This window comes from Streptomyces sp. NBC_00224 (assembly GCF_041435195.1).
GTDB lineage: Bacteria > Actinomycetota > Actinomycetes > Streptomycetales > Streptomycetaceae > Streptomyces.
On record NZ_CP108106.1, the window covers coordinates 426,035 to 438,987 of the forward strand.

Sequence of the window (12,953 nt, forward strand, 5' to 3'; positions counted from 1 at the left end):
AATTTCCGCAGCCCTACGGGACAGCCCATGCACCCGAACCGGCACGGCGCAGGCCGCGGCCACCTCTCACGCAACGCAGACCTTCCCTCAACGTCGTTCTTCATGCAGCACCCATCAGCGCGATCAGCGCCTGCCGCCGCTGGTCGACCCCGTAGGGCTCGCGGACACGGACGAGGTCGGAGAAATGACGCTGAATCAGGCTGCCGCGCCTCGACTGCAGCAGCCCCGGCCGGGGCGGCGTGAACAGTAGCCGCCGGCAACCGTCGAACCTCACCTCGGAACACCATCCCGCGAGGCAGCGACTTGGGGCCGGAAAGCGTCTCGCGTGCCTAGGCGAGCATCGGCTGCACCGGCGGACCAAGCATCAACAGGACCTCGCCCACGGGTAGGGACTCGTGACGCTCACAGGGTGGCACGGCTCCCCGCCACAGGTCGCAACCAGCCTGGCCTGTCAGCGGAACCGGCTGCCCCTCATTTCTACGACCCGACGTCAGACCACGCGGCCGGGCTGAGCACGACCATACGCAGGTTCCCTCATACGGATGCTTATCGAGGCATCAGACAACCGCATCCGGTGTGGAACCAACCCTGGGAACATTGAAGATCCATGCACAGCACATCGACAAGCCCGGCCTGGCCGTCCTGGAGATGGTAGGAGTCGGCGGGCATGTGAGCGGGACACGCGCTCTCTCCTGTGAGATGGCCGGCTGGGCCGCCCGCGGCCGCGGGCGGCCCAGCCGGACGAAGAACTCGTCTGTGGAGGCTGTCCGTTGGCGGTTACCCGATGCATCCGGGGACAGGAGAGGGACTGTTGGTGCAGTTGGTGGGAGTGTTGGCGGTCACGGTGGAGGTGTTGAGGGTTACTGATCCGGCGACGTAGTAGATTCCGCCGGGGTTCACCATCGCGGTGTTGGCGGTGACTACGCTGCTCGTGATGGTGAGTGTTCCGTTGACGCTGGCGATTCCACCGGCCTGGTGAGCGGTGTTGTTCTGGACCGTGCTGCTGGTAAACGTGGCCGCTGCCGGGGTGCCGCTGCTGTAGAGGGCGCCGCCCAAGCCGTCGGCGGCGTTGGCGGACAGTGCGCCGCCAGTGAGGGTGACCGCGCCGAAGTTCAGGATGCCGCCACCGTTGTTGTGACCCGCGGCGGCCGCGTGGCCACCGCTGAGGGTGACTGCCTTGAGGGTGATGCCACCGGTGGAGCTGACTTGGGCGATGCGGAAGGCTGACGCCGTCCCGGCGCGGGTGAGGGTGTTGGCGTTGCCCTCGAAGGTGATGGGCGTGGTGATGATCGGCAGGCCCGCAGGGCCGTTGACGCCGTCGCTGCCGTGGGCTGCGGTGAGGGTGTAGGTACAGCCGGGTGTCAGAGTCACTGTCCCGCCACCCGCGGCGTTGGCTGCTGTGACCGCGGTGACCAGCGCTGTCTCGTCGCAGGCGACGGACGTGGGTCTGGCCTGTGCGGTGACGGGGAGGAGGACGGCCGTGCCAGCGGCCAAGATGGCCGTTCCGGCAAGGGCGAGAGTTACGCGACTGTGTCGCATGAGAGCTTTCCTGGAACCGAGGCCGACGGTAGTTGAGTGAGAGCTCAAACGTCCCGCAGAGGCGGTCGTCGGCGGCAAATGTGCAACCAACTCCTATACTACGTCGGTTTATCATAAATAGATAATTCAGTGCAGATTTGGCTGGTTTTTGTGGCGAGATTACCTCAGGGCCAGGGAAACCTCGCCACAGAGCCCTCAAGAGAGCGGGTTGGCCCACCAGTTGGGCCGGGAGGTCAGCCGGTGCAGTTGGGCACTGCCGGGGTGCTGCCGACGCAGTTGTTGGGGGTGTTGGCGCTGATCGGTGCGTTGGTGGTGGTCATCGTGCCGCCGACGCGGTAGACGCCGCCCGCGTTCAGCAGGGCGCTGTTCGTCGTCACGGCGGTCTGGGTGAGGGTGGTGGCAGTGGAGTTGACCGCGGCGATGCCGCCGCCTTGCGAGCCGGTGTTGCCGGTGACGGGCAGCGGGGAGCCCGATACGCCAGTGACCGTCAGCGTACCCCTGAGGCCGTTGTAGATGCCGCCGCCATCGAGCAGTGCGGCGTTGCTCTGGACCGGGCTCCGGGTAAACGTCGCGGCGGGTGCGGTGCCGGAGGGGGTGTCCGCGTTGGCCAGACCGCCGCCGTTGAGTGTGGCGGTATTGCCGCTGAGGCTGCTACGGGTAAGGGTCACCGCGCCGTGGTTCAGGATGCCACCCCCGTTACCGACGGCACTGCCGTTGGTGAACGCCACGCTCGTAGTCAGGGTGAGGGAGCCCGTGGCGCTGACCTCAGCGATACGGAAGGGCAGCAAGGAGGTGCGTGTGACGGTCGCGGGCCCGATCATTTCGACGGGAGTGGTGATGACCGGCAGCGCGTTGGTGAGACCGCCGTGAGCGGCGGTCATCGCGTAGGTGCATCCCGAGGCCAGCACGAGGGTGTCGCTGGTCGCGGTGGAATTGGCGAGGTTGATGGCCGCGACCAGAGCACCCTCACTGCATGCCACAGGAATGGTGATGGCCTGCGCTGCGGGGCTGTTGACGACCACGCCGACGGTTAAAAGGGTGCCCGTGGTCAGGGCCTGGATGATGGTGCGAGTGCGTCGCATGACGCCGCCTTTCCCTGAGCCGCGCGAACATCCGCACGGCGCGGCGCGCCGGGGCTACGGATCGCACGGTGAGACCTTCGCCCTGCCAATGACTATTCGCGTACCTCGCGCTCCCGCTTGTCCCGTTGGGCCTGGCGGCACCAACGGCCCTGGCGCTCCCGGCTGCAACGCCGACCCGTCCAGTCCTGTCGATCCCGGTACGCGCAGTACTCCGGGTTGCTTTCCAGGCCCCCGAGCCCCTGGTACGACCATCACGGCCGTAACGGACGAGAACGTAGACGACCAAGGCCGTGGCCACCCACCACACGGGATTCAGGAACGCGAGGCCGAACAGCACGACTGCAAGGGCGAGAAGCAAGAGCATGGTGGACCTCCGCGAGTCTGGCAGGGTGACCTGGGCCGCCCGCCCGGTTTGAGGCCGGGTGCTTCAGGATCGCTGCAGGGAACGGCGCCACCAGGAGCAGCCCGTCGCGGTGGTGACGAGTGCGGCGAAGCAGAGGTAGCGGAGAAGGCGGGAAGCCTGTGGGCATCGCATGCCTCCTGGGAGCGGAAGGAGCTCGCGCTGCCGGGGGCTGGGGCTTCATTGACCAACGTAGTCCTGTCTGCCCCCCGCTCATAGGGCCAGGGCTCAAGTCCGGGTCCCGGCGTTCAGGCGATGGCGACGATGTTCGAAGTAGCCTCCGCAGGCACATCAAGCTGCCCATTGGCGTTGTCGCCGCAGGCGAAGACCTTGCCGCTCGTGATGAGCGCCAGGCTGTGGGTCTGGCCGGCGGCGACGGCAGTGACGCCCCGGACCTGATCGGCCGCGATTTCCACGCGGACGCTCCCGGCACCAAGTTGGTGGGTGCACCTACCTCCCGGACGACCGAGGGCTGGCTCTACCTCGCCTGCTGGCTGGATCTGGCCATTCGCGAAGTCGTCGGCCACGCGATGGCCGACCACCACCGCGCCAACCTGGTCGTCGACGCGCTGAAGATGGCCCACGGCCGGGCCGCCCGGCAGCCCGGATGCATTGCGCACTCGGACCGGGGCAGCGGATACACATCCGCCGACTTCCACCGCGCGTCCGGCGAGTTGGGGATCCGGCGGAGCTGTGGGCGCACCGGATCATGCTTCGACAATGCCGCCGCGGAGAATTTCTGGGCTCGGCTCAAAGAAAAGATCGGCACTCACCTCTGGCCGGCCGAGCCACCGCCCGAGCCGAGGTCTTCACCTTCATCGAGACCTTCTACAACCGCGCCGCCTGCGCAAACACTAGGTCTTCGGCTACCTCACACCAGCCGAGACCAGCAGCGGCACCAGCATGCCCTCGCGTCGTAACGATCAAGTTTCCGAGACCACGGGGAAACCTCACCTGTACACGTGCCCCGCACACCGTTTGACGTGCTCCCCGCCCTGAAGGACGGGGATTCCAGCCTGGGCCGTCAGGCCCTTCTGGTGGCTTCCTGCTTCACGGCGCTGTGCGGGCACGGATGCCCGTCTTACCGGCGCTCCACAGGCGTTTAGCCGGTCCGCTTGTCCAGCGGCCCGAATGTTTTTGGCGGCGTTGATGTCGCGGTCGTGGACGGTCCCGCACTCCTGACAGGTCCACTCACGGACACTCAGGGGCTTGGGGCCGTCCTTGATCCCGCAAGCGGAGCAGACCTGAGAGGTCGGCTCGAACCGTCCGATCTTTGCGAAGTGCCGGCCGTGTTTGGCGGCCTTGTACTCCAGCATGTTGACGAACGCCGACCATCCGGCGTCGTGCACGGACTTGGCGAGCCTAGTACGTGCGAGACCGGACACCGCGAGGTCTTCCACGTACACCGCTTGGTTGTCGCGGATGATCTTCGTGGACTCCTTGTGGTGCCAGTCCCGCCGCCGGTCCGCCACGCGGGCGTGCTGGCGTGCGACCTTGATACGGGCCTTGGCCCGGTTCTTCGATCCCTTGGCCTTGCGGCTGAGGTCCTTCTGCAACCGCTTGAGTTTCTTCTCGGCGCGGCGTAGGAAGCGCGGGGCGGAGATCTTCGTACCGTCTGAGAGGACGGCGAATGCGGACAGGCCGAGATCGATGCCGGTCTCGGTGTCCAGTTCGGGCAGGAACTGCGGGTCGGTGTCCACGACGAACGAAGCCCAGTACCGGCTGGCCGCGTCCATCGTGACCGTGACCGAGGTCGGCACGGCTGGAAGCGGACGAGACCAGCGCACCCGCAGGTCCCCGACCTTCGCCACGTACAGCTTGCCGTTGTCGCGCAGGGAGAATCCGTTGGCGGTGAGTCGGATCGACTGCCGCCGGTCCCTCTTGGACTTGAACCTGGGCGGCGCGACCTTCGGCCCCTTGCGCTTGCCGGTGACCGAGGAGAAGAAGTTCCGGTAGGCGGTGTGCAGATCGCGAAGCGACTGAACCAGTACCACCGAGGACACCTCACCCAGCCACAGCCGTTCCTCTGTGCGCTTCGCGGCGGTGACGACCTGCTTTTGCAAGTCGGTGTCCTTGATGTACGGCAGCCCCGCAGCGTGTGCTTCCCGACGGGCCCTGAGGCCGTCGTTGAAGACCACGCGGGCGCACCCGAACGCCCTGGCCAGCGCGTGGCGCTGGGCGGGCTCAGGATACACGCGGAAGCTGTACCGAAGCTGCACGGCCGCGATCCTATCATTTGGTCTATGGCTACCGATGGCGAATACAGGCGTGGCAGGCACGTGGTGTCTGGGATGCACGTTCATTTGGTCTTCGTGACCAAGTACCGGCGTGGTGTGTTCAACGACGAGATGCTGAACGTGTGCGAGGCGACCATGCGGAAGGTGTGCGAGGACTTCGAGGCTGAGCTAGTCGAGTTCAACGGCGAGGATGACCACGTGCATCTGCTGGTGCACTACCCGCCGAAGGTAGCCGTGTCCGGCCTCGTGAACAGCCTCAAGGGCGTGTCCGCCCGAATCCTGCGCCGGGACTTCACCGGCCGAGTGAACCGGGCGATCATGCACGGCCACTTCTGGTCGCCCAGCTACTTCGCCGCGTCCTGCGGCGGCGCCCCGCTCACGGTGGTGCGGCAGTACATCGAACAGCAGCGTCGGCCGCTATAGCTTCGCTCTGCGGACCGTTCCGGCTTACCCCGCCCTGAAGGACGGGGCTTGCACCGCGCCCAAACGGCCACGTCGGCCTCGCCCGAAGCCGCGCAAGATGAGCTGTCGTTGCAGGCGCGGAGGCAGCAAATCGCGTACCTGTCCAGACAGCGGGTTCGCCAGCGGAGGCTGCGTCAGACCGGTCGGTGTGGGCCGCCGCCGGTCAGGCGCCGGTGGCGGCCGGGACGGGGTCCGGACCGGGTCCGGAGCAGATGATCTGTGCGAGCAGGTTGAGGCCGGGACGGTCCACGGGGCGGGTGTTGGCGTTGAGGATGACGACTGCGGCTCGGTGTTCGGGGGCTATGGCCAGCAGGCTGCGGTAGCCGCCGGTGCCGCCGGTCTGGAACAGGATCCGGTGCTGGCTGCGGGGCAGGTTGGCCGAGATCCAGCCGGGATGGATGGCGGCTCTGGCGTTGATGCGGTGGGCGGTGGTGTGAGTGAGAGCGATGGCTTCGGCAAGTTCTTCGGGTGCGGGGCCGATCTGGGCCCGGGCCAGCGTGAACAGGTCGGGCATGGTGGAGTGCAGGCCGCCGGCGCCGGCGAGGGCGGCCAGGTGCCAGGGTGGGCGGGGGCGGCCGGTGCGGGAGTGACCGACGGCCAGTCGTGCGGTGCGTCCGGGGTCGAGGGCCACGCGGGTGTCGGTCACGCCGAGGGGCCGACAGATCTCGGCCTGGATGAGCTTGTCGTAGTCGGTGCCGGTGTGGCGTGCCAGGGCGAACCCGAGCAGGCCGGCGCCGAGGTTGGAGTAGCGGAAGCGGGTACCGGGCACCGACCGCAGTCGGGTGCGCCGCAATCCGTCCAGCAGGAGTTCGCTCGTGCAGCCGGCGTAGGGGTCCGATCGGAACAGGCCTCGCGCCAGGAGACCTTTGGGCAGCCGGGGCAGGCCGGAGGTGTGGCAGGCCAGGTGAGCCAGCTTGATGACCTCACCGCCACGTTCAGGAGCCGTGATGTCGCGGGGCAGCAGGTCGCGAAGTGGTTGGTCCAGTCCCACGGCGCCACGCACGGTGAGCTGGGCCAGGGCCAGCGCGGTGAACGTCTTGGTGACGGAACCGATCTCGAACAGCGTGCCAGGGTCTGCGCCGTGCAGCGCGGACTGCCCGCCCCTGACGGCACCCACCGCGACGACGCCACGCTGTCGGGCACCGAGCCGCTCCGCCGTTCGTCGTACCAGACCATCGAGGAGCGAGGGCATGATCGTCAGGCCTCCGTCCGGCCGAACAGACGTCGGCCGCCGTACTTCTTGTGTACGGCCTGCTTTGAGACCCCCAGCGCCTCGGCGATCTGCGTCCACGTTGTCCCTGCCACCCGCGCCCGGTGCACGAGAACCTCTTCCTGTCCTTCCAGGCGGTGGCGCAGCGCGGCTGCCTCGCGCAGCGCCTCGATGGGATCGGCGTTCTCGGTGATCGACGAAATATCAACTTCGGCCATGCGTCAACTTTAGTTGACCTCCTCCCCGATCGTCAACCTAAGTTGACGGCATCGCCCGAGTGGTGAAGGTCGTGTCCCGCGTCGTGGCGTAGGGGATCAAGCGTTACGCATTCCGGTACAAGGCCCCTGCCGACCTCCGCAGAGGCGACCTTCCACGAAGCGCCCTGCTGAGGCGAGTTGAGCGCCGTTCCGGCGGAGCCGCCGCGCCCGACCTGCGGATTCCGGCGCCTTGATCGGCTACACCACCAGGCGGGACGTCATCGTGATGAATGTGTTGGCGGTTATGAACGACCAGCGTGGCGCCCAGGAGGGCAGCAAGCCCGGGGCGTTGGTACAACATCCGGACGGTGCTGAACCAGGCCGATAGCGGTCTCTCGGGGGCCAGGCTGACCAGTCTCGACGGTGAAGTCTCCGGCTCCGCGTCACAGTGAGCCCTGGGCGGCGTTTGCAGTTCGGAATGCACATGCCTCGGAGAGCGGCTGAGCGGCGACGCTCGGGAAGGAACGTCGCCGCTCAGCAGTATTTGTACGCCTGATAGATCTGCCCTCATCAGGAGAGCGTGGCGACCGCCGGGGCGTTGTCCGGTGCCGGAGAGCCAGGAGTTCCCGGAACGTCCGCAATCGCTGGTGCATCAGCCAGCGTTGCATCGGTTGTCAGCAGCGTGGCCGTGGCTGGTTGGCGGACCTGCTCGACCACTTCGGCGACGTCGACGTGGAGCTCGCCACCCTCGCTGACTTTCCCGAGCATGAGCATCACTTCGGCGTGCTGGTGATTTTCGCGCAGCATCGCCTCGGTGTGCCGGTTGCGCTGCTGCCGCGTCTCGTGAAAGTGGTGCAGCAGTACCGACCGAAGTGGCCGCAGCGCCACCAACAACGCGACCGCCGCTGACGGCGAATGCGGCCACCCACGGGACATCGGTGGTGAGCGGGACAATCAGAGGGGCAGCACCCACTGCCGCTACTCCGGCCTGGCGCCGTGTGATATCGATGGTCGGAAAATGACCCATCAGTAACTCCTCGACCTCCATGCGGCGCCCCGCGTTCGCGGCGTATGAGTCGAGATTGAGAGAGAAGGTCTGGACGGAAGAAGGCTCGCTTGCCACGGCCGCTACCATCCGTCGAAGCCGCCCATCTACACAGGCCACCCGATGCGATGAATATTGTGGATTGCCATTGACTCTGTCGGTCCAACGTGAACCCCTGCCCTTAACGGGGCTACGACTCAAGGGAGTTATCTTCACGCACGCATCGGATGCCACACCGGCTGAGTGGGAGATATGGCGACGCCAGGTCTCTGGCGACGACGACGAGGACCTGTCTGACGTCTTCAAACAAGTACGTCGCGACAAGACGATCGCCACCCAGGTGAAGTGGGCGCAAGACTGGCGGACACGGACGTTCTGCGATCTTGGATTGCGCCTGATCTACGGTCGCCATATCCGCGGAGTGCCCGCCGAGAAGGCGGACGAATCACAGCTCTTCGCCAACGTCAAGGCAAGCGACCTCAACTACCACGCTTCTCGTGGATTCTTCTGCAGCTCGGAGGCTGAAGCGCTCAGCGTCGATCGCTTCAACAGCACCTTGAGTCAGCAGGCCGCATTTTGTAAAGACTTGATCTCCTATCTCTTCCGGCCAGCTCCGTATCTGCGCCGGATCGCGCAGATGCGTCCGCAGTTGATCGCCAAGGCGGAGGAGCTGACGCTGGAGGAGTGGATCCGATACGTCTCGAAGACCGAGCTTGATTCAGTAATGGTCAACCCACTGGTGTCTCTGCACACTTTGGTCGAGACCGTGCGCCCTAACGGACCGGACGTTCGGGAGTACATGCACACCCTTCGTCGACTCAGGCTGCAGAGATGGGCCGACTTGTACGAGCGTGTGTTAACCGCCTACGGGGCACCCGCAAGCCCAGCCGTCAGGACGCGGTACTGGAGCAGGTCTTCGGCGCGCCGCTGGACGAACTGTACGAGCGGGCAGTGCACCCTGGCAGCTCGCCTGCGCTGGTCCGTGCCCTGGAGCTGCGTGCCTTCCTGGCGCTGGCCGAGGAGCAGGTGCTGCACGTGCGTGAGCGCATCCACGCGGCGATGGCTCCCGGCGCCGGTCTCGACAGCCTCGACGCGGACGTGCTGCGGTTCGAGACGCAGTGGCTGGAGGCTGCTCTCGCCGGCCGGTCCGGGTATCTGACGGCGCTGTCCGGGCTGCTGGCGACAATGCCCCCGCCCGCCGCCCGTCCGGCCGTCCGGCCGTGGTCACAGTTCCCGCCCGCCCTGCCTTGGTGAGCAGCATGCCCTCGCCTGCGCCATCCGGTGCGGGGGTGCCGACGGCTCGGGGGCGCTGAGTTGCCCGACCCGTACGCCGCTTCCCGCCAGGCGGGCGAGCGGATCGAAGCCCTCTACGCCCGCTCACCTGCCGGGAGGCGCTGGGGCACGAGGGCTCGATCGGCCTGATCGCGGCGGACGCGCGGATCCCGGTGCTGGCCGAGGCGCTGACGGCGGCGGGCCTGGCGTTGCCTGACGGTGGTCCACGCGGCCCCGCTGCCGCTCCAGGGGGCGGTCCCCGGTGGCGGTCGCCCCGCCGGCCCGGCCGGGCGCGCTCGCGGCGGCCACCGCACGCGCGGGCGGCCGCCCTTGTGCGGCTGTGCCGTGCGTCACCGGGACGCCTCTCTCACCCCTGTCGCGCACGTACGAAGATCGCACGTGTGATGGAATGAGGTGATGCGACCCCCCACACGCATGCCGTCCCGTCCCCGCAACCCCTACGACGAACTGGCGGCACTTGCCGACCCCGACCCCGATCTGGACCCCGCGCCCCGGCCCCGGATCCTCCCCCTCGACCTCGGCCGTCTGCACGCCGACGACGACGAGCCGTGGTCGCCGCCCGACCACCGCCGGTCCGGTAACGGCCGCCGCGCCAGGCGGAGTCGACGGCGCCGCCGCAGTCCCCTCGCCGCGCTCCCCCGGCTGGCCAAGCTGCTCTTCGCGCTGGTCGTGTGCGTCGGATTCCTGGTGCTCGCGGACCGGTGCGCGGTGATGTACGCGGAGAAGAAGGCCCAGCGGGCGCTCCAGGACGAACTCCACCTCGCGGCCGCTCCCCAGGTGGACATCCACGGCTTCCCCTTCCTCACCCAAATCCTGGACAAGCACCTGAAACGGGTGGACGTCACCGTGCCGCACGTGGCCGCCGACCGGGTCTCGCTCGCGAAGGTGCAGGCCAGCGCGCGTGACATCAAGCTGACCGGGGATCTGCCCAGCGACATCATCCGCAGCGCGGTCATCGGCGACCTCGACGGCAGGGTCACCCTGTCCTTCGACGACATGAACCGCGAACTCACCGCCTCCCGGCTCAAGTTCAGCCGGGTCAGCGACGACACGGTGGGCGCGGACGGCAAGCTGAGCATCGCCGGGCAGGAGCTGCGCGTACGGGCACGGGCCCAGGTGCGGCTGGTCGGCACCAGCGGGCTGTCCACGGACGTCGACGGCATGAGCCTCGACATGCCGGGCATCGCCACCTACCGCCCGGGACGAAACCGGGGGCTGACGCTGCACCGGGAGTCCGCCGAACTCATCAGCCGGGACACGGCACGCGTGAAGGCGCTGCTGTCGGTGCCGGCGGTGGTGCGGCGGCTCGGGGTGCCGGAGAAGGACGTACGGGCGGCGCTGCGGAGCGACAAGAAGCTGCACGAGCTGGTCGGCACGCCCCAGTTCGTCGAGCAGCTGACGCGGGTCAACCTGGTCGACGTGGTCGCCGACCACCCCTGGCTGCTGTCCAAAATCGGCATCGACCCGAAACTGATCACCGGCCTGCTCGCGATGCGCCCGCCGGAGCTCTCCGACCGGCTGTCCTTCTCGTTCACGCTGCCGAGCCAGGCGCAGGAGCTGCGGATACGCGATGTCCGCGTGGAGGAGAGGGGTGTCGTGGCGACGGTGTCCGGGGTGGAGGTGGGGGTAGGGCGGTGACGGGGTGCGGTATCCGGCCCCGGACCGTGCCGGACTGAGCACGGCCCGCGGACAAGGCTCACAGAGGGTACGGCCCGCGGACAGGACACCCCATGCAGCTATCGGGTCAAGCGGCGGTGGAGAGTTGGGGCCTTGCTGGCGGAGTGAAAGCGATGGTTTCGTCGAATTTCTGGCGGGTTGGCTGTGTTCACGAAAACGGGTTCTGGCTCACTTCCGGGCTCTGTCCCTAATTTGGGGGTAGTTGGGCAGCCATCCGATGTGATGGGTGGGGTGCAGGTAGCGGATCTTCTTCTGCGGGTTATCGCGGTGGAGGTCGACCAGCTGGTGTTGACGGATGCGGAGGTCCGGGTCGCCGTGCGGCCAGGGGCCGTGTCGGCGGCCTGTTCTGGATGCGGACAGAGATCTTCAAAAGTGCACTGCTACTACCAGGGACTCTGGCGGATCGTCCGGTCGCCGGCAGACGTGTACGAACCGAACTGCGAGCTCGTCGACTCGTCTGCGGGAACGATCACTATGCCCGTCGGACGTTCGCCGAGCAGATACCGTCCCTGACCCGTCGTCACGCACGCCGGACGGACGCTCTTACCGCCCAGCTCACCGACGTGGCCTTGTTCCTGGGCGGTCGGCCAAGCGCTCGCCTGTTCCGGCGCATAGCCATCAATACCTGTAAGGACACTCTGCTTCGGCTGATCCGGGCGCTTCCGCTCCCCTCGTCGGGACGGGTGCCGCATCTCGGCGTGGACGAGTTCGCCGTTCGAAGGGGACGGAACTACGCGACGATCCTCATCGACATGGCAACCCACCACCCGGTCGACGTCCTGGCCGACCGGGCCGCAGCTACCTTCGCGTCCTGGCTGCGGGATCATCCTGAGGTCCAGATCATCTAATGGGTCCTGAAGGAAGTTCATGAGCCTCTTCTTGGAGGGGCTCATGTCTCACTGGTACAGGGCTGAGCCCTAGAGATCATCCGGACCTTCGAGTCCGATCGGCAGACTGGGCCAGCCCTGCGCTCAGAACTCTTCGCTGCGCTCACGTAACGAGACATGGACAGATCGCGGTCAGTCACGAGTATCCGGATTCGGTATGGGGCATGCAATCTGGCATCAACGTGCCCAATCGCCGCACCGGTGCTGTTCTCTTTTCGTGGCCTGAGCCGATCGCGTGCCGTTGAGTCCGCGCAGGCAGGCGACGCGATGGCGGGCCTCGGTGGCGGTGTGCGGGTGGTCGATGGCGGTTTGGATGGCGTAGGTGGTCATACCCTACGACCGGACATTCCCCGCGTCGGAGTCGTCTCCTCGATCCGACTCTGGCCCAGGCCATAGTCAGCCGGCATCCAGGGCATCGGCCCGCCTCGTTAGGTCTGCTGCGATGTCGTCCCAGTCCGGGCCGTGCAGCCACAGGTTCTCGGCGGCCTCCCGCATTAGCACTGACTCGTTCGGCCGCTGCAAAAGGACTAGCCGATAGGACAGGTTCCGGACCCAGACGGGCAACTGTCCGTCGACCCCGTGCGGACAGAGCTCACGCAACATGGCGAGGATCGCATCCGCGTCGGCGAAAGTCAGCTCCTCAACGAAGTAACGCTCCTGGTGTTTCTGGTCGCACTCCGGTGTGGGTCGGTACTCGTCTCCGTATAGACACCGAGCGTGCTCCGTCAGGGTGCTGTGCATGTCCTGGAGCCTACGACGCGATGATCCGCCGGACAGGCCCGAGGAGCCTTCCTCCCTCTGCAGAAGGAGCAGACATCCGCCAGGAGGCTCGGCGAGAGTGCCGGTCGGTCGGGCCCGGCCGACCCGCGGGCGGCGATTCGGGGGGGGCCGCCGTGGCCAGCCTGCCAAGCCGGGGGCAGGGGC

Annotated in this window: 15 protein-coding genes; 6 read left to right on the plus strand and 9 right to left on the minus strand. The window is 67.1% G+C overall.

The window, feature by feature from the left end; translation table 11 throughout:
* Positions 1–100: 100 nt before the first annotated feature.
* The 4 genes from OG965_RS02075 to OG965_RS02090 all read right to left on the minus strand — a co-directional run bounded on the left by OG965_RS02075 (position 101) and on the right by OG965_RS02090 (position 3,437).
* A complete protein-coding gene (locus OG965_RS02075; RefSeq protein ID WP_371648438.1) occupies positions 101–274 on the minus strand; it encodes a hypothetical protein in 174 nt (57 codons plus the stop codon).
* Between the two features lie 503 nt (positions 275–777).
* Positions 778–1,494 carry a hypothetical protein gene (locus tag OG965_RS02080; RefSeq protein WP_371648440.1) on the minus strand — a complete coding sequence of 239 codons (717 nt, stop codon included), beginning with the start codon at positions 1,492–1,494 and terminating at the stop codon, positions 778–780.
* Positions 1,495–1,772: 278 nt separating this feature from the next.
* Positions 1,773–2,621 carry a hypothetical protein gene (locus tag OG965_RS02085; RefSeq protein ID WP_371648442.1) on the minus strand — a complete coding sequence of 283 codons (849 nt, stop codon included), beginning with the start codon at positions 2,619–2,621 and terminating at the stop codon, positions 1,773–1,775.
* 648 nt (positions 2,622–3,269) lie between these two features.
* The gene (locus OG965_RS02090; protein ID WP_371648444.1) at positions 3,270–3,437 is read right to left on the minus strand and encodes an RCC1 domain-containing protein; all 168 of its coding nucleotides are present in this window, start codon (positions 3,435–3,437) and stop codon (positions 3,270–3,272) included.
* 24 nt (positions 3,438–3,461) lie between these two features.
* Between OG965_RS02090 and OG965_RS02095 the strand changes: the two genes are divergently transcribed.
* Positions 3,462–3,941 carry a DDE-type integrase/transposase/recombinase gene (locus OG965_RS02095; RefSeq protein ID WP_371648446.1) on the plus strand — a complete coding sequence of 160 codons (480 nt, stop codon included), beginning with the start codon at positions 3,462–3,464 and terminating at the stop codon, positions 3,939–3,941.
* A gap of 30 nt (positions 3,942–3,971) precedes the next feature.
* Here OG965_RS02095 and OG965_RS02100 read toward each other — a convergent pair whose 3' ends face one another.
* On the minus strand, positions 3,972–5,240 hold the full coding sequence (locus tag OG965_RS02100) for an RNA-guided endonuclease InsQ/TnpB family protein (protein ID WP_371648448.1): 1,269 nt from the start codon (positions 5,238–5,240) through the stop codon (positions 3,972–3,974).
* Positions 5,241–5,264: 24 nt separating this feature from the next.
* Between OG965_RS02100 and tnpA the strand changes: the two genes are divergently transcribed.
* On the plus strand, positions 5,265–5,681 hold the full coding sequence (gene tnpA / locus OG965_RS02105) for an IS200/IS605 family transposase (protein WP_371648450.1): 417 nt from the start codon (positions 5,265–5,267) through the stop codon (positions 5,679–5,681).
* Positions 5,682–5,883: 202 nt separating this feature from the next.
* Here tnpA and OG965_RS02110 read toward each other — a convergent pair whose 3' ends face one another.
* Together OG965_RS02110 and OG965_RS02115 are read right to left on the minus strand one after the other, a co-directional pair.
* The gene (locus OG965_RS02110; RefSeq protein WP_371648455.1) at positions 5,884–6,912 is read right to left on the minus strand and encodes a serine hydrolase domain-containing protein; all 1,029 of its coding nucleotides are present in this window, start codon (positions 6,910–6,912) and stop codon (positions 5,884–5,886) included.
* Between the two features lie 5 nt (positions 6,913–6,917).
* Complete coding sequence (locus OG965_RS02115) at positions 6,918–7,148, minus strand: hypothetical protein (RefSeq protein WP_371648457.1); 231 nt, start codon at positions 7,146–7,148, stop codon at positions 6,918–6,920.
* 675 nt (positions 7,149–7,823) lie between these two features.
* Here OG965_RS02115 and OG965_RS02120 point away from each other — a divergent pair.
* The 4 genes from OG965_RS02120 to OG965_RS02135 all read left to right on the plus strand — a co-directional run bounded on the left by OG965_RS02120 (position 7,824) and on the right by OG965_RS02135 (position 11,990).
* Positions 7,824–8,036, plus strand: a complete 213-nt coding sequence (locus OG965_RS02120; RefSeq protein WP_371648459.1) for a hypothetical protein — start codon at positions 7,824–7,826, stop codon at positions 8,034–8,036.
* A gap of 967 nt (positions 8,037–9,003) precedes the next feature.
* Positions 9,004–9,426: a hypothetical protein gene (locus OG965_RS02125; protein WP_371648461.1), complete on the plus strand. Its 423-nt coding sequence runs from the start codon at positions 9,004–9,006 to the stop codon at positions 9,424–9,426.
* Between the two features lie 435 nt (positions 9,427–9,861).
* Positions 9,862–11,103, plus strand: a complete 1,242-nt coding sequence (locus OG965_RS02130) for a DUF2993 domain-containing protein (protein WP_371648463.1) — start codon at positions 9,862–9,864, stop codon at positions 11,101–11,103.
* Between the two features lie 791 nt (positions 11,104–11,894).
* Positions 11,895–11,990: a hypothetical protein gene (locus tag OG965_RS02135; RefSeq protein WP_371656818.1), complete on the plus strand. Its 96-nt coding sequence runs from the start codon at positions 11,895–11,897 to the stop codon at positions 11,988–11,990.
* A 216-nt stretch (positions 11,991–12,206) separates the two neighbouring features.
* Here OG965_RS02135 and OG965_RS02140 read toward each other — a convergent pair whose 3' ends face one another.
* Positions 12,207–12,359 carry a hypothetical protein gene (locus OG965_RS02140; protein ID WP_371648465.1) on the minus strand — a complete coding sequence of 51 codons (153 nt, stop codon included), beginning with the start codon at positions 12,357–12,359 and terminating at the stop codon, positions 12,207–12,209.
* Positions 12,360–12,425: 66 nt separating this feature from the next.
* On the minus strand, positions 12,426–12,770 hold the full coding sequence (locus OG965_RS02145) for a hypothetical protein (RefSeq protein WP_371648467.1): 345 nt from the start codon (positions 12,768–12,770) through the stop codon (positions 12,426–12,428).
* Between the last annotated feature and the right edge of the window lie 183 nt (positions 12,771–12,953).